This is a genomic window from Pseudoalteromonas sp. AS84, assembly GCF_038900255.1.
Lineage (GTDB): Bacteria > Pseudomonadota > Gammaproteobacteria > Enterobacterales > Alteromonadaceae > Pseudoalteromonas.
The window spans coordinates 56,871-81,172 of the sequence record NZ_JBBMQY010000004.1 but is presented as its reverse complement, the minus strand read 5'-3'; the positions used below and the strand labels follow the sequence as shown (position 1 = coordinate 81,172).

The following is a 24,302-nucleotide window of genomic DNA, read 5'->3' as shown; positions in this document are numbered from 1 at the left end:
AACGGCTTTTTTTGTTCTTTGATAAAAGTAGTTATTTTACTTCTTTACCCGCTGCTTGTTGATCAGCATGGTAGCTTGAGCGTACAAACGGACCTGAAGCCGCGTGAGTAAAGCCAATTTCGTCTGCATACGCTTTTAAACCGTCAAACTCTACTGGTGGCACGTAGCGTTTAACCGGTAAGTGATGCTTAGAAGGTTGTAGATATTGGCCTACAGTTAGCATGTCAACGTTGTGTGCACGTAAATCGCGAAGTACTTCTTCAATCTCGCTAATTTCTTCACCTAAACCTACCATTAAGCCTGATTTAGTTTTAACTTCTGGGTGAGCTTCTTTAAAGCGACGAAGTAATTCTAATGACCATTTGTAGTCAGCACCTGGGCGAGCTAGTTTGTATAAACGTGGCGCAGTTTCAAGATTGTGGTTAAACACATCTGGTGGCGTCTCGATTAATATCTCTAGTGCGCGGTCCATACGACCACGAAAATCAGGTACTAAAATTTCTATAGTAATAGTTGGATTGTGCTTACGAATTTCGCGAATACAATCGGCAAAGTGCTGTGCACCACCATCGCGTAAATCATCACGGTCAACCGAAGTGATTACAACGTAGCTTAGCTTCATATCTTTAATAGTTAGTGCTAGCTTTTCAGGTTCAGTGGCATCAGGTTTTAATGGGCGACCATGAGCAACATCACAAAATGGGCAACGACGAGTACAAATAGCACCTAAAATCATAAAGGTGGCTGTACCGTGGTTAAAGCATTCAGATAGGTTAGGGCACGAAGCCTCTTCACATACCGAGTGTAAGCCATGCTTACGTAGCGCTTTTTTAATGCCGTCAATGCGATCGGTTGATTTAGGTAAGCGAATTTTTAACCATTCTGGCTTACGCAACATTTCAGTTTTTTCTGTAGGTAAAACTTTTACTGGGATCAACGCCATTTTTTCTGCGTCGCGTAGTTTTACACCTGGTTCCATTTTGACTGGTTTATTCATTCGTTTTCAAACCCTTCAGTATGCTTAACCTGTGTTGCATTAAGCTTCTTGATCATGTGTTTCACCAATCCTTCACCTGCACTTTCTAGGTTTTGAGGACCATCTAATTCTTTAGTTTGCACCATATTCATGCCCGCATAACCACATGGGTTAATGCGTAAAAATGGACTTAGGTCCATGTTAACATTTAATGCTAAGCCATGAAACGAGCAACCACGACGAACCCTTAACCCAAGGGATGCAATTTTGCTGTCGTTAACGTAAACACCTGGTGCATCAGCTTTAGCGTAAGCTTCAATACCATACTCGGCGAGTGACTCAATAATGCACTCTTCAAGCCATGTAACCAGTTCACGTACACCAATTTTTAAACGACGTAGATTAAATAATACATACATCATTTGCTGGCCAGGGCCGTGATAAGTTACTTGTCCGCCACGGTCAACTTTAATCACCTCAATGTCGCCGGGAGCCAGTAAGTGTTCGTCCTTACCAGCCTGACCTTGGGTGAATACACTCTCGTGCTCTACAAGCCAAATTTCATCTGGCGTATTTTCATCACGGGTGTCGGTAAAGTCCTGCATTTTTTGCCAAATTGGCATATAACGCTGACGACCCAGTTGGCGTACGATCAAAGTGTTTTCGTTCACAACAAATCTCAACTATGGCTTAAAGCATATGGCGTACGTCATCAATATTGCTGATCACGTTGTAAATTTCTTCAATGTGTTTGCCACTAGTAACCGTTGCTACAAGGCTTACTGACTCGTAATTACCTTTGCTGCTTGGTTTTACTTTAGGGGCGTAATCGCCAGGTGCTATTGGTTGTAACTTAGCTAAAATTTGATCAGTTAAGTTTACATTAGCTAAACCCATTATTCTGAATGTAAATGGGCAAGGGTACTCTAGGTACTCATCAAATTTAGTATCTTTAACAGGTTGAACCACGACGGTGACTCCTCATACAAAAGTGTGGACTCTATGCAAGCTTGAAGCTTAATACAGATAGGCAATTAGCAGTCTTGCTTATATGGGGCGCATTCTAACATTTTTCAAGCAAAAAAAAACGCCTCACAGTGGAGACGTTTAAATTAGTTACCCTAGTTAATAGGGGAGCTATAAATTACTGCATTATCTGTAAGCGTAAGTAATCATAAATTTTGCTAAAGAAGCTGCCTTCTTCCACTTCTTCAAGTGTGACTAGTGGGTATTGAGCAATATCTTCACCCTCTAGTTGTAAGAATAACGTACCTACTTTAGTACCTTTAGCAAGGGGTGCTTCAAGCGTGTTATCTAGCTCAAAGTTAGCTTTAAGGTTTTTATGCTGACCACGTGGGATAGTAATTGGTGTATCTTCTAAAATACCTAAAGATACATTTTCTTTGTTACCCATCCAAATACGTTGCTCTGCAAAGCTATCGCCTGCCTTGTACGGAGTAATTGTTTCATAAAAGCGAAAACCATAGTTAAGTAGTTTTTTGCTTTCTACTTTACGAGCGCGTTCGCTTGAAGTACCCATAACAACAGCAATTAAACGCATATCGTTCTTAGTTGCTGAGGTAACTAGGCTGTAGCCTGCTTCTGATGTATGGCCAGTTTTAATGCCATCAACATCTAAGCTTTCGTCCCACAATAATGAATTACGGTTATATTGCTTAATACCGTTATAAGTAAATGATTTTTGCTTATAAAGTGCGTATTCGTCTGGTACATCACGAATAAGTGCAGCACCGAGTGTCGCCATATCGCGAGGAGTTGTGAAGTGCTCGTCAGTATCAAGGCCGTGGCTGTTGATAAAGTGACTGTTGCTCATACCTAATTTAGCAGCATGGGCATTCATTAAATCAGCAAATGCGCTTTCGCTTCCAGCAATATGCTCAGCCATTGCAACACATGCATCATTACCTGATTGGATAATAATACCGTGGTTAAGCTGATCAACACTAATTTGCTTACCTACTTCAATAAACATCTTTGAAGATTCTGGGAAGTTTTTAGCCCATGCTTTTTCGCTTACCGTTACCATATCGGTAGTGGCAATATTACCCGCTTTAATTTCAGTACCAATTACATAACTGGTCATCATTTTAGTTAAACTTGCAGGTGCTAGCTGTGTGTCGGCTTCACCTTCAGCAATTACTTTACCAGTTGTAAAGTCGACTAAAAAATAACCTTTTGCATTAACTTGAGGTGGTGCCGGAATAATTTGGGCGCTGGCTGAAAATACGGCGGCTGTACAAACTAGGCCGCATACACCTTTGAGGATTTTTTGTTTAATAGATTTCATCATACTCATTAATGGTTAAAGTTAAAGATTCGCGTTACGCCATTCTAAAGGTCTTACTGAGTGTAAAGCAAGAACGCGTTTTGAAATTGATTTTGTTTTAATTTTTTTAATACTTCGTCTGCATGAGGGGTGTCTTTTATTGGCCCTAAATGCAATCTGTAAATATCGTCTTTTTGAACGATATTTGTTGGTAATTTGTATTGCTCTCGCAATGTGCTGGCAAGTGCTTCAATGTTAGCAAGTGTACTACCTGCAGCTACCTGAATATAGGTTTGACGCGCAGTTGCGCCCGCAAGCGTAACGGCCTCTAGCTTAACCTTTGCTGTACCATGGGTGTAATAGCCAAGCTTATAAGCGGCTGCGTACGAAAGGTCAATTATTCTATCGTCATGAAACGGGCCCCGGTCGTTTACGCGCACAATTACCGATTTACCATTTGCTGTATTGGTTACTTTAACAAAGCTAGGTAGTGGCAGCGTTTTATGCGCAGCGGTCATGGCAAACATATCGTACGTTTCACCATTTGAGGTGTGGTAACCATGAAACTTACGACCATACCAAGAGGCCACACCTTCCTCGCTAAAGCCCGTCTCATCAAGCATGGGCGAATAACTTTTACCAAGCACTGTATACGGACGGCTAGCGCTGGCACTTTTAGTAACTTCGGTAACTATAGCGTCTTGCATCTCAAGTGTGGTCGGTGCTCTAAGTGGTGCTGCATCATGGCGCATGCTATAACGGCTACTAGAGCCGCTACTACATGCACTTAAAAGCAAAATTAATAACGTGGTAAATATAAGCTGATTAGTGTGTCGCATTATTTTAAAAGCATCCTTTTATCTGTTGCGATTGACATAATAATGCCAAATCCTGCCATTAACGTCACCATCGATGTACCACCATAACTAATCAGTGGTAAAGGTACGCCTACAACAGGTAATAAACCCGAGACCATGCCTATGTTTACAAATATATACACAAAAAAGGTGAGGGTGAGCGCGCCTGCGAGCAATTTACCAAATGCATCTTGTGCATTAACAGCAATATATAAACCACGGCCAATAATAAATAAGTACAGGCTAAGTAAAACACATACGCCAAATAAACCAAATTCTTCGCTTAAAACTGAAAATATAAAATCGGTGTGGCGCTCTGGCAAAAATTCTAGTTGCGATTGTGTGCCAAGTAGCCAGCCTTTACCTTCTATACCGCCTGAACCAATAGCAATTTTAGATTGAATAATATGATAACCAGAACCAAGCGGATCGCTCTCAGGGTCCAAAAAGGTGAGTACACGCTGCTTTTGATAATCGTGCATACCGTAGTGCCAAAATGGCCATGCGGCAAGCGCTACAATAGAGCTTAAAAAACCGATTAAGCGCCAACTTAAACCAGACAAAAACAAGACAAATATACCTGAACTTGCAATAAGTATAGCGGTGCCTAAATCGGGTTGTTCTTTAATTAATAATGTAGGGAGCATTACAATCATAAAACCAATAATTAAGTGCATTGGCCGAGGAGGTAAGTGATTACGTCCTATATACCAAGCTACCATCATCGGTACTGCCAGCTTCATTAGTTCTGCAGGTTGAAAACGTGTAACGCCTAAATCAAGCCAGCGCTGCGCGCCTTTTGAGCTTACGCCAAACAAAAGTACACCGACTAACATTAATAAACCAACGCAATAAAGGGGGATCACTAAACGCTTTAATGTGGCAGGCGAAAACTGGGCTAAAACAACCATAGCAACAATCGCGCCGGCCATACGGGTCATGTGTCTAATCATCATTGAGGATTCTTGACCACTGGCGCTGTATACAACCATTATGCTACCAGCCATCATTATAAGTAATGCAATAAGCAATGGTAAATCTAGATGCATACGCATCCAAATAGAGCGTTTATCGTGCAAAGCGGTCATGGCGTCTCGTTCCTTGCAAGATTAACTGGGTTGGCTGCAAAGTAGTAATCCATAAGTTGGCGAGCTATTTGAATGCCGCCGTGGTTGTTTTCTAACACAACAGAAACCACAATTTTTGGATCGTTATAAGGTGCAAAGCCTACATAAATTGTATTATCGCGTTGGCGCTCTTTAAGAGATTCTGCATCGTAGCGTTCACCTTGGGCAATACTAACTACTTGCGCGGTACCGGTTTTACCAGCCGAGTCGTAGTTAGTCCCTTTAAATGCTTTGTGGGCTGTGCCTGATATTTTTTTAACCGTGTTATGCATTGCATCTAACGATACCTGCCAATGGCGCGGATCTTTTAAAATAACTGGGGGTTTTTCTTCGTTGTTAATTTGCGTTATGTCGTTATCTTTTTTTATCACTTGCACCAAATGAGGGGGGTGATTAATACCACGATTAACTAATATGTTAGTTGCATTTGCAATTTGAATAGGTGTGGCAGTCCAGTAACCTTGTCCAATGCCTACCGAAATTGTGTCACCAGGCCACCAAGACTCTTTAAAGCGTCCTTCTTTCCATTCTTTTGAAGGTAGAATAGCAGTGGTTTCTTCGTGAATATCAATTCCTGATAAATCACCGTAGCCAAAGCGCGCCATAAAGTCGCTTATTTTAGTAATGCCTAATCGATAAGCTGCATCGTAAAAGTAGGTATCGCAGGATTCTTCAATCGCTTTGTATACATCAACGTGGCCATGCCCCCAGCGTTTCCAATCTCGCCATTTATGCTCTACGTTTCGTATTTCAAAAAAGCCTGGATCCCACATTGATGTTGTTTCATTTACTATATTTTCTTCAAGCGCTAATACAGCCATTAAGGGTTTTACCGTAGAGGCAGGCGCATAACGACCTTGCGTAGTACGGTTTATTAACGGACGGTCTTGGTTAAGTAACGCTTTATAATTTTTGCTGCTAATGCCGTGTACAAATAAATTTGGGTCGTAACTTGGGTTTGAATAAAGGGCAAGCACGCCGCCATCTTTTGCATCCATAACGACAACAGCGCCACGCATATCTTTAAGCCCATGCTGTGCAATTTGTTGCAAGCCAATGTCTAAGGTAAGTACTAAATCGCTACCAGGTTGTGGTTGGGTCATGCTTAGAGTGCGAATTACACGGCCACGGTTATTAACTTCTACTCGTTGTGAGCCCACTTTACCGTGCAGTGTTTCTTCATAGTATTTTTCTAATCCGAGCTTGCCAATATCATATGTAGCACGGTAATTGGTTGCACGGTCTTCTTGTTCTAATTGGTTTAGCTCTTTTCTATTAAGCTTGGCAACATATCCAAGCGCATGCGTTAGCGTGTCGCCAAATGGGTAGTAACGAGCCAGACGTGCCTCAATACTAAAACCAGGGAATTTATGTTGATTAACCGAAAATTTCGCCACTTCTGTTTCGTCTAAGCGGGCTTTTAATACTTGTGATTTAAAACGACGGGTGTGTTTTATATCTTTTAAAAAGTCTTGTTTATCTTGCTCTGTAATCGCAATTATTTTACTTATTTGATCAAGCGATTCGTCAAGGTCATCTACCTCTTCGGGGATGACTTCAAGGTTGTAAACAGGTTTGTTTTCAGCAAGTAGTACACCATTACGGTCGTAAATTAAACCACGGTTGGGTGCAATAGGAATAACTTTAATGCGGTTATCATTGGAGCGAGTTTGGTAGTCTTGGTGATCTTCTACCTGAATAGTATAAAGATTAGAAAGCAATACTGCGACTAATCCTAATACAAAAACAAAACCCACGAATGCACGCCTAGCAAATAAGTTTGCTTCTGCGGAGTGGTCACGAATAGTGGGTCTATGTTTTAGCATGGCAAGGCGTTACTCGCGATGATAAGGATGGTTGTTATTTAAGCTCCAGCCTCGGTAAAGGCTCTCTGCAACAATTATACGCACCAAAGGGTGCGGCAATGTTAAATTAGACAACGACCATTTTTGCTCAGAAGCCGCAATGCATTCTGGAGCAAGTCCTTCAGGTCCGCCAATAAGTAAACTTACATCGCGGCCATCGAGTTGCCATTTTTCCATATTTTTAGCAAGTTGGTGAGTATCCAGCGCTTTCCCTGTTACCTCTAACGTTACAATACGATTGCCTTTTGGAATAGCCGCTAATGTTTTTTCACCTTCAATGTGTAAAATGCGTTTTATATCTGCATTTTTACCACGTTTTCCGGCTTGAATTTCAATTAACTCTAGGGCCATATCTTTAGGGAAACGGCGCTGATATTCTGCAAATCCCGTTTCTACCCATGCTGGCATTTTGGTACCAACAGCAATCATTTGTATTTTCACGTATTACTTCCAAGCATTGTCTAAAATGAGTGAGCGTTTAGCCCCACAGTTTTTCTAGATCGTAATAGCTACGTGCTTCGTTTTGCATCACGTGTACAACCACATCACCTAAATCAACCAGTGCCCATTCGCCGTCGCCTTCACCTTCATAACCTAATGGTTCTGAATCTGCGTGACGTGCTTCTTTTGCTAAATGATCGGCAATTGACTGTACGTGGCGTTTAGAAGTACCAGAACAAATTACCATGTAATCTGTGATATCTGATGTTCCAGTTACGTCAATATGAACGATGTCACGCGCTTTCATATCGTCAATTTTGTCCATAGCAAAGGCGAGTAGTTGTTTTGAATCCAAGGTTTTGTCTCAATTTAAAAATTTAATGGCGCGCATTTTAACACGCTAGGAGTTTTTAAGCATCAATTTGATAGAGCTGATGCACTTCTATGTAATGACTCACTGCATCGGGTAATAGTTCATTCTTTTTATTACTTTTTTTCAGCTGCTTACGAATTGTACTTGAGGCCGCATCGAGCATTTCGCCCGGTAAAAAATAAAGTTTACCTGCAAGTGAGTGTTTAAGTGTTACTACTTCGCTGGCATTTGCGTGTTGCATATAGCTTTTAAGCTCACCTTTTACAGTGCAATTTTGAGCAGGGCGTTGATACACCACAATATGGCAAAGCTGCGTTATTGCCTTCCACTCAAACCACTTATCTAGGTTGTTAAATGAGTCCATACCAATTAAAAATAAAATAGGTGTAGTGGGGTGCTCTTTACGAAGTTCTTGCAGGCTCAGCAACGAATACGATGGACCGGTTCGATTAAGTTCTCTTAAATCGAGTTCAAAATGAGGATAAGGTGCAATGGCTGCGTTGAGCATATTAATTCGGTGCTGTGTACTAATACCCGGAGCTGCTTTATGAGCAGGGAGTGCACAGGGCATAAAGTAAAGCGTATCTAAATTAAACGCATTTACGCATTGCTGCGCCATATTTAGATGGCCTAAATGGACTGGGTCGAAAGTGCCACCAAAAATTGCGATCATTTAACACCCATTAGTTATTTATTAATTAACCGCGTGGCACGGCATAGGAATGTTGAGCGGCTGGCAAAACTTAATACAAATATGAGCAAGCGCTTGGTAAGGTGCAATTAAATTACCTTGCTTGTAACTGGCATCAAATAACGCTACATCACTGTTTATTTGCTCAAGCGTGTGCATATTTAAACGGTTAATTGCGTTTTGAACTGGACCTTGTTGGTTTTTCCAAATTGCTTTTTGTTTAAATAAATTAGCGATAGGTTCGCCATTTAATAAACCAAGTTGCACACTTATTAGTGTATTAAGCTCTTTAGTTATAGCCCACAATATGCTCACGACTTCAGTGTTATCGCTGGCAAGTTTATTTAATACTTTTATAGCTTGTTTGGCGTGGCCATTTAACAGTGCATCACTTAAATCAAAAATATCAAATTTAGCTTGATTTAACAGACCTTGCATTACTAATTGCTGAGTAATTAATGCATTGCCGTGCAGTAGCGAGAGCTTTTCAAGCTCCTGGAAACACGCTAATAAGTTGCCTTCAGTGGCATTAATTAAGCTTACCTTGGCGTCGTTTTGTACATTAAGCGATAAACGTTGGCATTGATCGTCAAGCCATCGTTTTACATGCGTGCCTGTAAGCGGGTAACAAGGAACAAATACGCCTTGCTTATCAAGGGCTTTAAACCATGCTCCACGTTGTACTTCTTGGCTAGGTTTAGCGCCTTTAACAATTAAAATAGTATCGGGGTTAACGAGTTCAACCACTTTTTTAAAGGTATTGCTGCCAATAACGCCTGGCTTTTGTTGGTTTAAATCAAGCTCAATAATAGTGCGCGCGCTAAACAACGACATACTTTGGTACTGGGCTATGATTTCTTGCCAATCGAATCCTTGCATTAAAGTAAACTTAATTACTTCATCAAAACCTTGTTGCTTAGCACTGTCGCGAATTTGTTGTACGCACTGTGCTTCTTGAAAAGGCTCTTCTCCAAATACTAAATAAAAGGGCTTTAGCCCTTTATTTAATTCGCTCGGTAGTTGATTAGCGTAGCAGCGCATTATAGTTGCGACAGCTCTCTAACAATACGACGACTAGCTTGCTCACGAATTTCGCTAATAAGTAGCTCAAGCTCTTTTGCTTTTGCTAATGCATGATCCGGATCGTCTTGGTAATTACGATAAAGCTCAAAACGTTTTTCTATCGCTTTTTCACCTGGGCGTTTAACTACATACGATACGCCATAAGCGAGCTCGTATTCAGCAACTTGGCCGTTTTGAAACAGCGAAAGTGTTTGGCGTTCAATGCTTTCTTTGCGTAAATACAATTGGGCTTTATCTTTAGCTGACGATACTAACTCTACGTTACTCGCTTTAAGCTCTTTTTTAAGCTCAGTGAATAAAGTCGATTTTTCGTCATCGCCTACAAGTGTTAGCTGTTTTAAGTTATCAGGCAGGCTAGAGGCTTTTTTTAAATGAAAACCACAGCTTGATAACAAAAAACAGACTAGCACTAAGGCTAGTCCATTTTTAATGGCGTTAAATGCAGCCATATTAGTTAGCTACCACGTTAAGTAGCTTGCCTGGTACGTAAATGATTTTACGAATGGTTGAGCCATCAGTAAATTTAGTGACGTTAGATTCTGCAAACGCAAGGGCTTCTACTTGCTCTTGAGTTGCATCAGCTGCCACTGTTAACTTAGCGCGAAGCTTGCCGTTTACTTGCACGATGATTAATTTTTCATCTTCAACAAGCGCTGACTCGTCAACTTTTGGCCATGGCGCATCTAAAATTTCACCTTCTTTACCAAGCTCTTTCCAAAGCTCATGCGATAAATGCGGAGTAATAGGTGCAAGCATAATAATTAATGCTTCAAGTGCTTCGTTAGCAATCGCTACATCTTGTTTGTCGCTCAGTGGTGCTTTTAATAACTTATTAGAAAGCTCCATAATAGCTGCAATAGCTGTGTTAAAGGTTTGACGACGTTCAACATCATCAGTCACTTTAGCAATGGCTTTGTGTAAGTCGCGACGTAGTACTTTTTGCGGGTTAGTTAGCGTTGATTTATCAAGTGCTTGGTAACCTACTGTTTTAACGTCTACCGCGTATTTCCATACACGTTTTAAGAAACGATGCGCGCCTTCAACACCCGAGTCTGACCATTCAAGCGTTTGCTCTGGTGGTGCTGTAAACATCATGAATAAACGCACTGTATCTGCACCATACTGGGCAATTACATGTTGTGGGTCTATACCATTGTTTTTAGACTTAGACATTTTGCTCATGCCTGATGAGAATACCGGCTCGCCGTCTTCCTTATGCCATGCTTTAGTTACGCGGCCTTTATCGTCGGTTTCGGTGTTTACATCGCTTGGCGAAATCCAAATGTCGCCGCCTTTTTCATCTTTACGATAAAATGTTTCAGCAAGTACCATACCTTGACAAAGTAAGCGGTCAAATGGCTCGTCTGAGTTTACTAGACCAAAGTCACGTAATAATTTATGGAAAAAGCGCGAGTACAATAAATGTAAAATAGCGTGCTCAATACCACCAATGTATTGGTTTACTGGTAACCAATAGTTAGCAGCAGCGGGGTCTAGCATGCCTTCGTCGTAGCGAGGGCTACAGTAGCGTGCGTAATACCAAGACGATTCCATAAAGGTGTCAAACGTATCAGTCTCGTGAAACGCAGGTGCGCCATTTACTGTTGTTTTAGCCCACTCTGGGTCTGCTTTAAGTGGTGACGTTACACCGTTCATTACCACATCTTCTGGTAAGCGAACTGGTAGCATATTTTCTGTTGCGGCAAGTTCTTTACCATCTTCATCGCTAAGCATTGGAATTGGAGAACCCCAATAGCGCTGACGGCTCACACCCCAGTCACGCAGGCGGAAGTTTACTTTACGCTCACCAACGCCTAGTGCTTCTAATTTATCGGCAATCGCTTTAAAACCAGCTTCAAAATCTAGGCCGTTAAATTCACCCGAGTTTACAAGTACGCCTTTATCGGTAAATGCTGATTCTTTTAGGTTTACTTCAAGATCTGAACCTTCAGCAGGCGCAATGACTTGTTTTATATCTAAGCCGTACGCTGTTGCAAATTCAAAGTCGCGTTGGTCGTGTGCAGGTACTGCCATTACTGCGCCTGAGCCGTAATGCATTAATACGAAGTTAGCAACCCAAATTGGTACTTGCTCGCCCGTTAATGGGTGAGTGGCGTAAAAGCCTGTTGCAATGCCTTTTTTCTCCATTGTTGCCATGTCTGCTTCGGCAACTTTGGTGTTTTTGCATTCTTCAACAAACATTGCAATAGCATCGCTATTTTTAGCGGCTTCTTGCGCAATAGGGTGACCACCGGCAACAGCAACATACGTAACACCCATAAAGGTATCTGGACGTGTTGTGTATACGCTAAATGTTTCGTCGTTATCGGTGCGTTTAAATTCAATATCACACCCTTCAGAGCGGCCAATCCAGTTGCGCTGCATTGTTTTAACTTGCTCTGGCCAATCTTCTAACTTGTCTAAATCGTCAAGTAGCTCTTGTGCGTAGTCGGTTATTTTAATAAACCACTGTGGAATTTCTTTTTGCTCAACCACAGCGCCTGAACGCCAACCGCGACCGTCAATAACTTGCTCGTTAGCTAATACGGTTTGATCCACTGGATCCCAGTTAACTGTCGACATTTTTTTATACACTAGGCCTTTTTCGTAAAGCTTAGTGAAAAACCACTGCTCCCACTTGTAGTATTCTGGATGACATGTCGCAATTTCGCGATCCCAGTCATAACCAAAACCTAATTGCTTAAGTTGGGTACGCATGTAATCAATATTTTCGTATGTCCACTTAGCTGGTGCTGTTTTGTTTTTAATAGCAGCGTTTTCTGCAGGTAAACCAAACGCATCCCAACCCATAGGTTGCATTACGTTTTTGCCTTGCAGGCGCTGGAAACGAGAAACAACATCACCAATGGTGTAGTTACGCACATGACCCATATGCAGTCGACCACTCGGATAAGGGAACATAGAAAGGCAGTAATACTTTTCTTTGCTCTCATCTTCAGTGACTTTAAATACCTGGTTTTCTTCCCAGTAGCTTTGTACTTTTGACTCTATATCTTGCGGGTTATATTGCTCTTGCATCTATGGTTCCAGACTTCTTGCAAACTAATAAAAAATTGCCATTAGGATACCCCAAATAAAGTGCTATTCACAGCGTCAAAAACGCGGTTTTGATAAATTATAACCTTCAGTTCAGGTTAACCTATACTTATCTAAGTTATAGGGTGATTTAACAGCAATTTTGAAGGAGTATAAAATGGCAGATTATAAAGCATGGCTCAGCGATTTAACCAACTGGCTAAAAGATGTAAAAGATCACGAAGTAAAAGATACAGTTACTCGGTTTGTTGAATCTGAGCAGGCACTTAAAGATTTAGGACAAGAAAAGTACGGGTTATACAAAAGTTACTTACAGCGCGATATAGAACATGTCCAAGAAAACGAATCACACTATAATTCGCTTGCATGGCAAGAGCTTAAAGAGTCTCTTTGGTTTGAACTTTCGCACATAGAAGATAAAACTCAACTTGAGTGGCAATCTCTTAGCCAAGATTTTAAGCACAATGGTGTGTATCACGCAGGCGAATGGATAGCCATGGGCACATTAGTATGTAAGAATTGCACCCATAGTTACGATGTTTATCACGCTACACAAATTACACCGTGTATTGAATGTGATGGAATCTATTTTAGTCGTAAGGCACTGCACCCTTAAATATAAGTATTAAGTGGCTGCGGGCCACTTAATACGCCCAAAGGCCAGCGAATATGCTGGTAAAAAAAGAAGTTAGAATGACGAAAAAATTGCTGCCACTATCTGTTTCAAAGCTCGCACCGAGTATTTCTACTAATCACGTAAACACGTGTATGAGCAATCCATACCCAGAGCAACTTACGTTTATAGGGCAACAACGCGCCCAAAGTGCTTTAGACTTTTCATTAGGGATGGAACTGCCGGGTTACAACGTTTATGTAATGGGCGAGGCCGCTCACGGGCGCTTTACGCTTGTTAAAGACAAACTTAAACAACACGCAAAAGACCGCTCAACGCCAAACGAATGGTTATACGTAAATAATTACGATGACCACAGAGAACCTATTGCGCTGTTTATGCAACCGGGCCAAAGTAAGCAACTTAGTGACGATATAGATTCATTTTTAGATGAAGTACTCGACACCTTTCCTGCGGCATTTGATAACCCAGCGTATCAGCGTAAGAAAAAATCAATCGATCGTGAGTTTAACGATGCCTACGATAGTGCTATTACCGCAGTAGAAATTGCCGCACTTGAACAAAGCGTTGCGTTAGTCGAAGAAAAAAATTCTGTAGGGTTTGCACCACTTGTTGATGGTAAACAGTTAAGCGACAGTGAATTTGGCGAACTTGAAGAAACGTTGCGTGAAGAGTTTTTTGAAAAAATAGAAAAACTCGAAGATGCACTAATAGAAGCGTTAATAGAGCTACCACGTTGGAAACGCGAATCAAAAGAAAAACAACGCAATCTTAAAAAATCGACTGCAGAGCAAGCCACTAAACCACTTTTAAAAGACTTAGAACATAAATACGCAACTCACATTGGCGTACTGCGTTATTTAAAAGATATACGCGTTGAAATTATAGACGCGGTACTTGAATGGCTCGATGACGAAGATGAAAGTGAAGAAAGCAAAGAAGACTTTGATCGCAAAGGCATGCTAACCGACTTTTTTGCACCTAATATTTTAGTTGAGTTTAAAGAGGACGACGCAGCACCGGTTGTGTACGAGCCTAACCCAACATTTGGCAATATATTTGGCAAAATTGAGTACTCAACTTCGCAAGGCTCTTTAATTACCTGTTATCGCTCAATTCAGGCCGGTGCATTGCACCGTGCTAATGGCGGTTATTTAATTATGGACGCTGAAAAAATCATGGCAAACCCACAAGTATGGGATGGTTTAAAACTCGCGTTAAAAACACATCAAATTAAAAACGACTTACCGTATCAAGACAGCACAGTAGGCACTAGCTTTACACTTCGCCCGCAGCTTATACCGCTTGATGTTAAAATTATTTTATTAGGTTCGCGTGAGTTGTACTACACCATAGGTGAATATGACGAAGAATTTGCAGAGCTATTTAGAGTATTGGCCGACTTTGATTACTACTTGCCAAGTAGCGATAAATTGCAATATCAGTTTATTACTAAAGTAACCGAGTATTGCGAGCAAACATTAAAGTGCACTGCAACGCAGGCTGCTATGGTGCGTTTACTTAAATTTAGTTACCGCCAAGCTGAGCATCAAAATAAATTATCAGCGCGTTTTGCTGATGTGCTTGAACTTATTGCAGAAGCGAGTTACTACGCAAAACAAGATAAATTAACCGTTATTGACGCGCACCATATTGACGAAGCCATTGAAGGCAAGCAATACCGTACCGGCCAAATTAGCGAAAATATGCTCAGTGATATAAAAGAAGGCCACACACTTATTGCTACTAGCGGTCAAGCCATTGGCAAAGTGAATGGCCTAACGGTACTGCACATTGGCGATACCTCGTTTGGTACACCTGCACGTATTACCGCAACGGTTTATGCGGGCGCCGATGGCGTAATAGATGTTGAACGCGAAGCTGAGCTTGGTAAAGCAATTCACTCAAAAGGCGTTATGTTGCTTACCGGTTATTTAGGAAATAAATACGCGCAGCACTTTAGTTTAACGCTTAGCGCTAATATTGCTATTGAGCAAAGCTATGGCTACATAGATGGTGATAGCGCATCTTTAGCAGAGTTGTGTGCGCTTATTTCGTCTATTACAAGCCTACCTATTAGCCAATCAATTGCGCTTACAGGCTCTATTAACCAACATGGTGATGTACAAGCCATTGGCGGCGTAAACGAAAAAATAGAAGGCTTTTTTAAACTGTGTAAAATGCGTGGTTTAACAGGTTCGCAAGGCGTTATCATTCCTAAATCAAACCAAGTTAACTTAGTGCTTGATGATGAAATACTTAATGCGGTTGATGCGGGTAAATTTAATATTTACGCAGTTGAAACCGTAGACCAAGCGCTTAACTTATTAATGGATATAGAAGCTGGCGATATTATTGATGACCAGTATCCAGAAAACTCAGTAAACGGTATTGCGCTTGCTCGTCTTAAAGAGATTGCCGACATAGTAAATGGCGATGATGACGAAAAAGACGAAGAGCCAGATAATGAAAAGCTAGACAACGAAAAAGGTTAATGATGATTAATATAATTTTGGCGGTAGTTATCGCCATTTTTTGTTTTTTAATATTTCAAAATAGTAAAAAAGCAAAACAACAAGCAGGCATAAATGCACAAATAGGTGCAGACTATTTAGCCGCTAACGCAAAGGTAGAGGGCGTAGTAGAAACGACTTCTGGCTTGCAGTACAAAATAGTGCAAAAAGGTAAGAGTGAGAACACACCGAGCCTAACAAGTATAGTTAACGTGCATTACCACGGCACACTAATCGACGGTACTGTGTTTGACAGCTCAGTAGAGCGTAAAACACCGATTAGCTTTGGTTTACATCAAGTTATTAAAGGCTGGACTGAGGGTTTACAACTTATGAGCCCGGGCGATAAATACACGTTATATGTACCGCACCAATTAGCGTACGGCGAAAAGCGTGTAGGGAGTATTCCTCCTGCCTCAGTACTTATTTTTGAAGTAGAGTTACTGGCAATTGAGTCTGAGTGATTAAATTAAATAACAAGGAAGTAAGTTATGAATAAAGACGAATTACTTAAAATAGCCAAGGGTGATATTAACTTTACCTTTCAATCTATTATTTATGCATTAGCGCTGTGCTTACTCGTTGCAGCTGTTTTTTTACTAGAGATGAGCGTTAACCTACAAATGGGTTTAATGGTTTGTATTATTGGTGTGTTTGGCATGACTATTTATAATAATTTAAATACCCGCCTAAATGCGGCACTTGCACTTATTGCGCTCTCACAAGATAACCAAAGCACTAAGTAAGCAACGAGTTAGTTTAATAAATTGGTATAAGCCCTACTTTAATAAAGTGGGGCTTTTTGCTTTTAGCTAACAATAAAATTTACTCAAGGATTTTAATACGAGGTCGATACCTATAAAAAAGGTAAACTATTTTAGGGACAAAATAATGAAGGTTTCAGCGGCTCCCATTCCATACCAAGTACACAGCTCAAATACTCAACCTTTAGCGCAATCAGATAAACTAGCTGTTGAAAAAGCGAGTGAAGAAAAGAGCGAGGAAGAAAATGAGGAAGAGCCAAAATATGTGTTATCAAAGTTTCTAGATACCAAAGCGCAAGAATACAGTGAAGATAACGCTACGTTTAGCAATCAATATAAAAACCTCGAAAAAGTATACAAGCACTTCACTGGGCGAGTTATTGCGCTGCAAGAACAAATTAACAAACTTAAACAAAGCCCAGTTCAACGTAGTTTAACCATAGATAGTAGCGCCAATGAGATAAATGAAAGTGATGCCAATTTAACTTTAGATGCAGTGCACCTAGGTGCAAAAAAATATAAAAACACGCAACAGCAAGATCAAATCGATAGGCTTGAGCTGCAATTAGGTGAGCTAAAGTCAGAACAAGCAGCAATAAAACAACAAATGGTTGAGCTGGTTATTAGTGAAATGAAAAGGCGAGGCGACGACTATACTATTTAGCGCCACCAACATGCTGGTGGGTTAGCTTTTAAACTCAATTTTACCCACTTCAAGTTTAAACTTACCTTCTTGTTTGCCTGCAATCATAAAGCCTAGCTGTTTTATATCGTCAAGATCAATAATAACCTGCTGCTCAAGCACGCGACCGCGATACGTTAAAATAAAATCACTCGGAGCAAAGTTTATATCTACCCATTCATTTTTTACTGTTTTAAATGAGTGGGTGTACGCTGCGCCATCGAGGTAATTGGTAGTTCTGAGCCTAAGCTGATAGGTTTGTCCATCGCCTTTAACACGCACCGCTATAGCTTTAGTATTTTGGCTTTGTGTATTTAGCTCTGTACGTATTGATGCAAAACCACCGTTGTTTTCAAGCGATATATTCCCTTCAAATATTAAACTTTTAGCAGTTTGGTTTACTTGGCTATTTGATACCCCACCCATTACTGAGTCGTTAACAACGTACCAGCGCTGGTTTGCATTCGCTTGTGCACTTACAACTAATAAATTAAATACAAAAAGTGATGATAGTTGTTTGGTGATCATGGCTTACTCCTAAATACTTTAAGCTTATCAATACGAATAAACATATTATTTGTTCACTTATTTAAAGCTAATTATTTTTACGGCTCCATTTTTTCATGATTTTTTCAAACATAATTTCTTTATCAGTTTTATCCTCAGGACAGGGTTTACCGCTACCTTGAGGCATGCCATTACTACCAAATACGGTTGAAGTATCAATTAAATAGCATTTACCGTTAAATTTTTCTAACCGTCGTGTGCCTGTTGTATTTTGGCTAATAACTTCTGAGTTGTCAGATTTTACTGGCGTTTTAATAGTCGGCTTATTGTTTATCTCATCACTTGCAGAGCCATTGTCTTCACCAAAGGAGACCATTTTTTTATGAGTCATATTATTTACAGGTGAGCCAAATAGCGGCGCATATGGATTTAGCTTTTTAAATGTTTGAGAAGCTTTTGTTGGAGGCTCTGAAGGCGCAGCTGACTGGGGTTCAGTAGGTTTAACAGAGTCATTTTTAAGCTCTGTTTGTGCCTTTTGTAACGTGGTGGTTTTGGCTTTTATTTTTTTAGTCACCTTTACTTTGGCTTTTGTAGAATCTTTTTTTATAGGTGTAGTGTTAGAGGTCACTGCATTCGGTGCATCTGTTTTAGTATTTACAGGTTTTATATCGGGCGCATTGGTTGTTGTAACAACTGGGCTTGGCCTAGGTAGGCTAGCTAAATTAACTGTAACATAGGCCTGTATTATTGCGCTTTCCTTTTCCTTTGGCGGCGCAACTTTAATAGATTGCGAAAACAAAAAGTACAACACAATAGCGTGTATACAAAACGAGATAACCCACGGCCATGCATTCCCTTTATTCACATCAAACCCTCAACATAATAGTGCTGTTATGAGTCAATAAAATACATTTAGTTCACCTAAAGTTAATGTGTTTTACTTTGTGGCTTTATTGCAGATACAGCAAAACTATTTTGCAGTTTCTGTTGTTTTTGCAGGTGCTTGGTTACGTTATTATGAACGCAATCAAACTTAGGAGGCATTATGACATTACTTTTTGAACCAATAGAACTTGCAGGTAAAACATTAAAAAACCGTATTGTTATGCCCCCAATGACCCGCTCGCGTTCAACACAGCCTGGCGATATAGCTAACGACTTAATGGCAGCATATTACGCACAGCGCGCAAGTGCCGGGCTAATTGTAAGCGAAGGCACGCAAATTAGTGAGCTTGGTAAAGGTTACGCTTGGACTCCGGGTATTTATTCAAATGAGCAAGTTGCAGGCTGGAGTAAAGTAACAAGTGCAGTACATAGCGCTGGTGGCGTGATGTTTGCTCAGCTTTGGCATGTTGGTCGTGTAACTCACAGTGACAACACCGGTGGCGTGCAGCCTATTTCAGCCTCGGCCATTGCTGCAAAAGACGTAAAAGTATTTGTAGATACAAACGGCACACCGGGTTTTGTAGATACTCAGTTACCACGCGAGATGAGCAAACAAGATATTACGCAAGTCATAGGCGAATTTCGTCAAGCTGCTAAAAATGCAGTTAATGCAGGATTTGATGGCATAGAGCTTCATGCTGCAAATGGTTACCTTATTAACCAATTTTTAGACTCAGAGTCAAATGCTCGCACCGATGAATATGGTGGCAGCGTGCAAAACCGTATACGCTTTTTAATTGAAGTCGTAAATGCTGTTAGCGACGAAATTGATAGCAGCAAGGTAGGCGTAAGACTAGCCCCGTTAACAACCCTTAATGGCACAGTAGACGAAAACCCTGAGGAAACTTATTTAGCGGTTTCTGAGGCATTAAATAAAGCTAGCGTAGGTTACATGCATATAGCTGAAGCAGATTGGGATGATGCACCTTTAATGAGTGTTGAGTTTAAACACGCCATTCGTAAAGCCTACAACGGTGTATTAATTTACGCAGGCAAGTACACCAAAGAACGTGCAGACAAAGCACTTAGCGAAGGTTGGGCCGACATGATTGGCTTTGGTCGCCCATTTGTATCAAACCCAGACTTACCAGCACGCTTAAAGCAAGGCAAGCCTATTAACAGCCACAACCCCGACACTTTGTTTGGTGGTGCAGAGCAAGGCTATACCGATTATCCAGTTACAAATTAAATTTATATAAATAAGGAGCTGTAACATACAGCTCCTTATTTGTTTTAATTGCACAGAGAGTACTTACTGAATTGCAGTAATAAACTCTTCGTCAGAATACAAGTTCTTAAGTAATTTTTGAACAAGCTCTACATAGCTTCGTTGACCATTTGGGATTGCAATTGCTCCAATAAATGAAGAGTCGAAATTATGTTCAGCTGAAATTACTTTCTCAAATAAAATTGCATCGTCTTCTGAAACAACAAAATTTACTTTTATAAATGAATTCCCCTCTGAGAACCCTGTTACATCAATATCTTGATCAATAACCTTGCCAGTCACTTGCTTTTTAGCAACGCCAGACCAAAGTTTAGCCAGTTTTAATTCTTGTATTAAAGCGCTCTCAATATATGCTCCATAACTGTTGCCTACAGATGAAACAAGAGGAGAGCCTCGAAGTGATATCTTATTTAATTTTTTTTCAGATTCAATTGTTCCGACTGAGACGGGTGTATTAGACTCTTCTTTTAGTTTAGAAACGTTGCTGATATCTGCACTATAAGGTGGAACTTGAATGGTACATGCACTTAAAAATAAAGCCGCGATTAAACCTAGTGAACTTTTATACTTCATTTTATTTCTGTCCTTATTTATAAATTTGATTGATCAAGTTCTACAACTAGTTTGTTAAATGCTTCTTCCGTTGCACGTTTTGCAGATAAAGAAAAATCATTTTTAAACTCATCAAATTCAGCGTTGCCAAAACCTTTAACTTCACTATTCCATGCTATATCACCATTATTATTTAAAGTTTTACAGTTTAGCGTGAAGGTAAATTCTGTAGGAGGCCATGTGAATAAGCTATCTGAGCTAGATTGCGTGGTTATTGTCGGTATGAATACATACTCAATTTTCTTATCTTTTAAAAATGTACTATCAGTTAATGATTCAAGCTTATAGACGTTTTCAAATTTATTAGAAAGCACAGTATACAGCGCTGCTTCTGTGTCTTTATAAGGTTTGTAACTAACATTATCGCCACCACCGCCAGGTGTTTTTACTTGTTTTTTTATATCATCTTCAGAAATATAATAACCTACAACTGATGCTGATTTATTTTCTGTAACCTGAAGTTTTTCAGTGTCTGGATTTAAACTTATCTGGTGAGCACAGCCACTCAAAATAAGGACCGAAAACAAGAAAAACATGTTAGTTAATAACTTCAAAATATACTCCATATATTTAATTTTTAGTGTGAAAGCAGTTTCAGCATCAATATATGTTCAATAGTTACTTTTGTAAATTATGTTAACTTTATATTTGTAAACGGTTGTAACTTTTAGTATTTGTGAGGTCGATTTTCTTCAAAATAAAGCAGAGTTAATCTTGAGCAAAAAATAAAAAACGCGTAAGTTAACCGGGTTACCTATTTTAATAACAAGAAAATAAATGAAAGCCAAAGAGATAGAACAATTAGAATTATCAAATTCTGAAACCCGAGAAGTTATTACACCCTACGCCTTTAAAATTGACAGTGCTTTACTAGGCTTGCCTTTGGCTACACCTAGTAGGCGTGCATTAGCGATTATTATTGATGTTGCACTGATATTTTTAGCAGCCAAGCTCAGCGCGGCTTTAATAGCATTTGTCGCTGCAATGGCTTTTTATAAAGGTACGGCTCAGCAATACCTCCCAAAAATGTCGAGTGTGTGGCGAAGAATCTTAAAAGTAACGGCAGCAAGTATTTTATTTGTAAGCGCACTTACTATGCTTTCAATTGGCATAGATTACCTAGAAGACGATAACGCTGATCAAGGTTTGGCTGTTCAGGGCGTAAAAATACAAGATGAAATTCAGCTTACCGCCACAGAAAAACAACGCGTAAATACTTATTTAGCGCAAACAGCCGATGACAGCTGTGATCAACCTTGCCAACAAAACGCACTTGATAATTTAATAGGGGAAGTTCCCAAATTAGCAGAAATGGATGACCTACAAAACCCACAACTTGCTACCGTACTTTTACAACTATTAGCACTCAGTGAAAATAACGAAATAAAGCCTGCACAGTTAATAGAAGAAAAACCTACACAAACAACCACAAATAGTATTTTGCAGTGGAGCAAAGGCATTATTCAAGACTTAGGCTTAGGTTTTGGTTGGGCTGCTGTTTACTTTACGTTGTTCTCGTTGCTTTGGCGCGGCCAAACACCGGGTAAAAAGGTTTGTAATATCCGTGTTGTCGCCCTAAGCGGTGAGCCATTAGGTTTATTAGACTGTTTTGGTCGCTACGGCGGCTACGGTGCAGGTTTTGCTACCGGGTTATTGGGGTTTCTGCAGATATATTGGGACCCAAACAGGCAAGCAATTCAAGATAAAATATCAGCCACTGTGGTTATTAAAGGTAACTTGAATCAAGTTGTAAACGTTGAAACGGTAGAAGGTACTGTAAAAAGTTAAGTTTGCTCTTATTAATTACAAGGATGGTTATGAAAGCTTTATTAATGGCGTTTAGTTATCTGTATTTTATTACAGCTTCGTATGCGTCAGAAAATATTGTGTTAGCAAAAACACATCAGCTTAAGTCTATTATCTTAGGTGAGCAGCGCAGTTATAGTGTTTATTTACCGCCAAGCTACAAGCAAAACCTCGAACGAGTATATCCTGTTATTTACTTGCTTGATGGCGACACAACCCATTTAAAAGCCTTAGCGGGGCTTGTTGAAGCACTCAGTACTGAGCGGCTAGAAAAACAAATTCAACAAGCAATTATTGTCGCTGTTCCTAACAGTAAAAATGCGATAAGAGAGCGCGACTTTACCCCTACCAATGTCGATTGGACTTTTAACGGCAAGCTACTCGAAAAATTTGAAAACATTGGCAATGCCGCAAACTACACCGCTTTTTTTGAAAAAGAACTTATTTCCTTCATTAATAAAAATTACCGTACATCAAATAAGCGGGTATTAATTGGGGAATCTTTCGGCGGCTTGTTCGCAAGTTATGTTTTACTTACCAATCACTCTTTATTTACTGATTACTTAATTATTGATGCAACCTACCTTTGGGATAATAATTATCTCAATCGTTATTTTGACGAACAACAACTTATAAACAAGCAGCTTAAAGGCAATGTATATTTTACTTTTGCTAATAATGCAGCTTTTGGTGAAATTGGAGAGGCTAATTATAAATGGGGCTTAGAGCTTGCTAAAAAACTAAAAGCGCACCCGAGTAACAGTTTATATATAAATCAACGTTACTTTGAAGAAGAAACTCATGGCACGGTGGCAGCGCTTAGTTGGTACTATGGTTTAAAAAGCTTATTACAAAAATAAGTTTTAATTTATATACTAGATTAGTGAAAGGGGGGGTTGGGTATATCGTTAACGAAATTTAGTAGTGAAAAATTAAAAGGGAATTAAATGAGTAATAATTTTAATGAGGCTATAAAGGGCTTTTTTTGGGGGATAGGGTTTGTAATAGCAACACTCGGTGGTATCAGTGTGTACGCGCTAACAATAGCCGCAGAAGTTGATAGTGGATTTAAAGAGCAGGTATCAAATAAAGCATTGGAGGGTACCGACGACTTAAATAGTGATTATAAACTTACCCTTTCTGATATTTTTAAAGAAAATGGGCGAGTAAGAATAACTGCCGAGTTAAAAAATATCACCAATGAAAGCATATATGCAGGTGGTGTTATAGCATCTACATTTGATGAAAACGGAAAGTTTGTTGGTAATTGTTTAGGTAAAAGCGATGACATTTTTATAGAACCAAATAAAAGTAGCTATATTGATATTCATTGTAATCTACTGAGGCCACAGGTGAGCAGAGTACACTCAGCAAAGCTAAAGTTTAAGTGGTTTTGATAGTTGTTGTAAACTACCCCTATAGAAAGCAAAAAGCATAACGAGTATTTATGGCTAAAAAGTTATTGAGGACTCCAATAGTCGGGTTACGATAAAATGTTACTATGCTGTATGTTAACCCCATTTAAATTTGATACTTAATTAAACTCCCCCAAGTAAGTGAAATAAAGTCGTATACCGATAAAGTTAAAGTCGGTCGGCATTTTAGGCTCAATCTCAATATTGTATTGAGGTATGCCGTTAAAGGTGGTGAGTTTATTTGTGAAAACCCAATTATAAATTACAGTCGAGTTTAACGTTTTAGACCTGATATTGAGCAACACCAAGTATTAAAAATAGAACAAAGCCCGTTATATTTTTAGCATAGGCTGGATTAAAAAGTAAATTTGCGTAGGTTGGGTAGAGCGAAGCGAAACCCAACAATAAACACCTTTTTTAAATAGCTGTCCACCGACAG

The 24,302-nt window shown here is 39.8% G+C and carries 26 protein-coding genes and 1 pseudogene; 10 read left to right on the top strand and 17 right to left on the bottom strand.

Features of this window, described 5'->3' with window-relative positions:
- Window positions 1-31: 31 nt before the first annotated feature.
- The 13 genes from lipA to leuS form a co-directional block, all read right to left on the bottom strand.
- Complete coding sequence (gene lipA / locus WNY79_RS06100) at window positions 32-997, bottom strand: lipoyl synthase (RefSeq protein ID WP_002958515.1); 966 nt, start codon at window positions 995-997, stop codon at window positions 32-34.
- The gene (lipB, locus tag WNY79_RS06095; protein WP_010554695.1) at window positions 994-1,647 is read right to left on the bottom strand and encodes a lipoyl(octanoyl) transferase LipB; all 654 of its coding nucleotides are present in this window, start codon (window positions 1,645-1,647) and stop codon (window positions 994-996) included. The genes lipA and lipB overlap by 4 nt, the downstream gene beginning before the upstream one ends.
- 19 nt (window positions 1,648-1,666) lie before the next feature.
- Complete coding sequence (gene ybeD, locus WNY79_RS06090) at window positions 1,667-1,945, bottom strand: DUF493 family protein YbeD (protein ID WP_002958517.1); 279 nt, start codon at window positions 1,943-1,945, stop codon at window positions 1,667-1,669.
- Between the two features lie 175 nt (window positions 1,946-2,120).
- The gene (locus tag WNY79_RS06085; RefSeq protein WP_024598218.1) at window positions 2,121-3,284 is read right to left on the bottom strand and encodes a serine hydrolase; all 1,164 of its coding nucleotides are present in this window, start codon (window positions 3,282-3,284) and stop codon (window positions 2,121-2,123) included.
- Between the two features lie 53 nt (window positions 3,285-3,337).
- The gene (locus WNY79_RS06080) at window positions 3,338-4,102 is read right to left on the bottom strand and encodes a septal ring lytic transglycosylase RlpA family protein (protein WP_121954930.1); all 765 of its coding nucleotides are present in this window, start codon (window positions 4,100-4,102) and stop codon (window positions 3,338-3,340) included.
- A complete protein-coding gene (gene rodA / locus WNY79_RS06075) occupies window positions 4,102-5,208 on the bottom strand; it encodes a rod shape-determining protein RodA (RefSeq protein ID WP_342875391.1) in 1,107 nt (368 codons plus the stop codon). The genes WNY79_RS06080 and rodA overlap by 1 nt, the downstream gene beginning before the upstream one ends.
- On the bottom strand, window positions 5,205-7,073 hold the full coding sequence (gene mrdA, locus WNY79_RS06070) for a penicillin-binding protein 2 (RefSeq protein WP_342875390.1): 1,869 nt from the start codon (window positions 7,071-7,073) through the stop codon (window positions 5,205-5,207). Before mrdA ends, rodA begins: the two co-directional genes overlap by 4 nt.
- Window positions 7,074-7,082: 9 nt before the next feature.
- Window positions 7,083-7,553 carry a 23S rRNA (pseudouridine(1915)-N(3))-methyltransferase RlmH gene (gene rlmH / locus WNY79_RS06065; RefSeq protein ID WP_007585562.1) on the bottom strand — a complete coding sequence of 157 codons (471 nt, stop codon included), beginning with the start codon at window positions 7,551-7,553 and terminating at the stop codon, window positions 7,083-7,085.
- 37 nt (window positions 7,554-7,590) lie between these two features.
- Complete coding sequence (gene rsfS / locus WNY79_RS06060) at window positions 7,591-7,908, bottom strand: ribosome silencing factor (RefSeq protein ID WP_007585564.1); 318 nt, start codon at window positions 7,906-7,908, stop codon at window positions 7,591-7,593.
- A gap of 55 nt (window positions 7,909-7,963) precedes the next feature.
- Entirely contained in the window at window positions 7,964-8,599 is a 636-nt protein-coding gene (gene nadD / locus WNY79_RS06055; RefSeq protein ID WP_294120518.1) for a nicotinate-nucleotide adenylyltransferase, read from the bottom strand.
- 21 nt (window positions 8,600-8,620) lie between these two features.
- Entirely contained in the window at window positions 8,621-9,658 is a 1,038-nt protein-coding gene (gene holA / locus WNY79_RS06050; RefSeq protein ID WP_342875389.1) for a DNA polymerase III subunit delta, read from the bottom strand.
- A complete protein-coding gene (lptE, locus tag WNY79_RS06045; RefSeq protein WP_010554703.1) occupies window positions 9,658-10,149 on the bottom strand; it encodes an LPS assembly lipoprotein LptE in 492 nt (163 codons plus the stop codon). The genes holA and lptE overlap by 1 nt, the downstream gene beginning before the upstream one ends.
- A gap of 1 nt (window position 10,150) precedes the next feature.
- Entirely contained in the window at window positions 10,151-12,739 is a 2,589-nt protein-coding gene (gene leuS, locus WNY79_RS06040; RefSeq protein WP_342875388.1) for a leucine--tRNA ligase, read from the bottom strand.
- Window positions 12,740-12,914: 175 nt separating this feature from the next.
- Between leuS and WNY79_RS06035 the strand changes: the two genes are divergently transcribed.
- The 5 genes from WNY79_RS06035 to WNY79_RS06015 all read left to right on the top strand — a co-directional run bounded on the left by WNY79_RS06035 (window position 12,915) and on the right by WNY79_RS06015 (window position 17,332).
- Window positions 12,915-13,373: a hypothetical protein gene (locus tag WNY79_RS06035; protein WP_024598225.1), complete on the top strand. Its 459-nt coding sequence runs from the start codon at window positions 12,915-12,917 to the stop codon at window positions 13,371-13,373.
- Between the two features lie 77 nt (window positions 13,374-13,450).
- Window positions 13,451-15,886: an AAA family ATPase gene (locus tag WNY79_RS06030; protein WP_342875387.1), complete on the top strand. Its 2,436-nt coding sequence runs from the start codon at window positions 13,451-13,453 to the stop codon at window positions 15,884-15,886.
- A gap of 2 nt (window positions 15,887-15,888) precedes the next feature.
- The gene (locus WNY79_RS06025) at window positions 15,889-16,368 is read left to right on the top strand and encodes an FKBP-type peptidyl-prolyl cis-trans isomerase (protein ID WP_342875386.1); all 480 of its coding nucleotides are present in this window, start codon (window positions 15,889-15,891) and stop codon (window positions 16,366-16,368) included.
- A gap of 27 nt (window positions 16,369-16,395) precedes the next feature.
- A complete protein-coding gene (locus WNY79_RS06020; RefSeq protein WP_076924816.1) occupies window positions 16,396-16,650 on the top strand; it encodes a hypothetical protein in 255 nt (84 codons plus the stop codon).
- A 145-nt stretch (window positions 16,651-16,795) separates the two neighbouring features.
- Window positions 16,796-17,332: a hypothetical protein gene (locus WNY79_RS06015; RefSeq protein WP_342875385.1), complete on the top strand. Its 537-nt coding sequence runs from the start codon at window positions 16,796-16,798 to the stop codon at window positions 17,330-17,332.
- Window positions 17,333-17,353: 21 nt separating this feature from the next.
- Here the strand turns inward: WNY79_RS06015 and WNY79_RS06010 are convergent, their stop codons facing one another.
- The gene (locus WNY79_RS06010; protein WP_342875384.1) at window positions 17,354-17,878 is read right to left on the bottom strand and encodes a CIA30 family protein; all 525 of its coding nucleotides are present in this window, start codon (window positions 17,876-17,878) and stop codon (window positions 17,354-17,356) included.
- A gap of 67 nt (window positions 17,879-17,945) precedes the next feature.
- Window positions 17,946-18,722, bottom strand: coding sequence for a hypothetical protein (locus WNY79_RS06005; RefSeq protein WP_170072151.1), 777 nt, complete (start codon window positions 18,720-18,722; stop codon window positions 17,946-17,948).
- Window positions 18,723-18,902: 180 nt separating this feature from the next.
- Here WNY79_RS06005 and WNY79_RS06000 point away from each other — a divergent pair, with 180 nt between their 5' ends.
- Window positions 18,903-19,991: an alkene reductase gene (locus WNY79_RS06000; protein WP_342875383.1), complete on the top strand. Its 1,089-nt coding sequence runs from the start codon at window positions 18,903-18,905 to the stop codon at window positions 19,989-19,991.
- 63 nt (window positions 19,992-20,054) lie between these two features.
- On the opposite strand, the gene WNY79_RS05995 is transcribed toward WNY79_RS06000, so the two are convergent.
- Entirely contained in the window at window positions 20,055-20,603 is a 549-nt protein-coding gene (locus tag WNY79_RS05995) for a hypothetical protein (protein WP_342875382.1), read from the bottom strand.
- A 17-nt stretch (window positions 20,604-20,620) separates the two neighbouring features.
- Entirely contained in the window at window positions 20,621-21,196 is a 576-nt protein-coding gene (locus WNY79_RS05990) for a hypothetical protein (protein WP_342875381.1), read from the bottom strand.
- 223 nt (window positions 21,197-21,419) lie between these two features.
- On the opposite strand from WNY79_RS05990, the gene WNY79_RS05985 reads away from it, so the two are divergent.
- The 4 genes and pseudogenes from WNY79_RS05985 to WNY79_RS05970 all read left to right on the top strand — a co-directional run bounded on the left by WNY79_RS05985 (window position 21,420) and on the right by WNY79_RS05970 (window position 24,229).
- Window positions 21,420-22,430 carry an RDD family protein gene (locus WNY79_RS05985; protein ID WP_342875380.1) on the top strand — a complete coding sequence of 337 codons (1,011 nt, stop codon included), beginning with the start codon at window positions 21,420-21,422 and terminating at the stop codon, window positions 22,428-22,430.
- A 29-nt stretch (window positions 22,431-22,459) separates the two neighbouring features.
- Window positions 22,460-23,308: an alpha/beta hydrolase-fold protein gene (locus WNY79_RS05980; protein ID WP_342875379.1), complete on the top strand. Its 849-nt coding sequence runs from the start codon at window positions 22,460-22,462 to the stop codon at window positions 23,306-23,308.
- Window positions 23,309-23,395: 87 nt separating this feature from the next.
- A complete protein-coding gene (locus WNY79_RS05975) occupies window positions 23,396-23,845 on the top strand; it encodes an ATPase (protein ID WP_342875378.1) in 450 nt (149 codons plus the stop codon).
- A gap of 96 nt (window positions 23,846-23,941) precedes the next feature.
- Window positions 23,942-24,229: pseudogene (locus WNY79_RS05970) on the top strand (2OG-Fe(II) oxygenase).
- The last annotated feature ends 73 nt before the right edge of the window (window positions 24,230-24,302 follow it).

Excerpts from the sequence above, each read along its gene's own strand:
- leuS (WP_342875388.1), bottom strand. The coding sequence starts at position 12,739 with ATGCAAGAGCAATATAACCCGCAAGATATAGAGTCAAAAGTACAAAGC.
- WNY79_RS06080 (WP_121954930.1), bottom strand. The coding sequence starts at position 4,102 with ATGCGACACACTAATCAGCTTATATTTACCACGTTATTAATTTTGCTT.
- WNY79_RS05985 (WP_342875380.1), top strand. The coding sequence starts at position 21,420 with ATGAAAGCCAAAGAGATAGAACAATTAGAATTATCAAATTCTGAAACC.
- lptE (WP_010554703.1), bottom strand. The coding sequence starts at position 10,149 with ATGGCTGCATTTAACGCCATTAAAAATGGACTAGCCTTAGTGCTAGTC.
- holA (WP_342875389.1), bottom strand. The coding sequence starts at position 9,658 with ATGCGCTGCTACGCTAATCAACTACCGAGCGAATTAAATAAAGGGCTA.
- WNY79_RS05975 (WP_342875378.1), top strand. The coding sequence starts at position 23,396 with ATGAGTAATAATTTTAATGAGGCTATAAAGGGCTTTTTTTGGGGGATA.
- WNY79_RS06015 (WP_342875385.1), top strand. The coding sequence starts at position 16,796 with ATGAAGGTTTCAGCGGCTCCCATTCCATACCAAGTACACAGCTCAAAT.
- WNY79_RS05995 (WP_342875382.1), bottom strand. The coding sequence starts at position 20,603 with ATGAAGTATAAAAGTTCACTAGGTTTAATCGCGGCTTTATTTTTAAGT.
- lipA (WP_002958515.1), bottom strand. The coding sequence starts at position 997 with ATGAATAAACCAGTCAAAATGGAACCAGGTGTAAAACTACGCGACGCA.
- WNY79_RS06030 (WP_342875387.1), top strand. The coding sequence starts at position 13,451 with ATGACGAAAAAATTGCTGCCACTATCTGTTTCAAAGCTCGCACCGAGT.
- WNY79_RS06025 (WP_342875386.1), top strand. The coding sequence starts at position 15,889 with ATGATTAATATAATTTTGGCGGTAGTTATCGCCATTTTTTGTTTTTTA.
- WNY79_RS06010 (WP_342875384.1), bottom strand. The coding sequence starts at position 17,878 with ATGATCACCAAACAACTATCATCACTTTTTGTATTTAATTTATTAGTT.
- WNY79_RS06020 (WP_076924816.1), top strand. The coding sequence starts at position 16,396 with ATGAATAAAGACGAATTACTTAAAATAGCCAAGGGTGATATTAACTTT.
- nadD (WP_294120518.1), bottom strand. The coding sequence starts at position 8,599 with ATGATCGCAATTTTTGGTGGCACTTTCGACCCAGTCCATTTAGGCCAT.
- rodA (WP_342875391.1), bottom strand. The coding sequence starts at position 5,208 with ATGACCGCTTTGCACGATAAACGCTCTATTTGGATGCGTATGCATCTA.
- WNY79_RS06085 (WP_024598218.1), bottom strand. The coding sequence starts at position 3,284 with ATGAAATCTATTAAACAAAAAATCCTCAAAGGTGTATGCGGCCTAGTT.
- mrdA (WP_342875390.1), bottom strand. The coding sequence starts at position 7,073 with ATGCTAAAACATAGACCCACTATTCGTGACCACTCCGCAGAAGCAAAC.
- WNY79_RS06000 (WP_342875383.1), top strand. The coding sequence starts at position 18,903 with ATGACATTACTTTTTGAACCAATAGAACTTGCAGGTAAAACATTAAAA.
- WNY79_RS05980 (WP_342875379.1), top strand. The coding sequence starts at position 22,460 with ATGAAAGCTTTATTAATGGCGTTTAGTTATCTGTATTTTATTACAGCT.
- WNY79_RS06035 (WP_024598225.1), top strand. The coding sequence starts at position 12,915 with ATGGCAGATTATAAAGCATGGCTCAGCGATTTAACCAACTGGCTAAAA.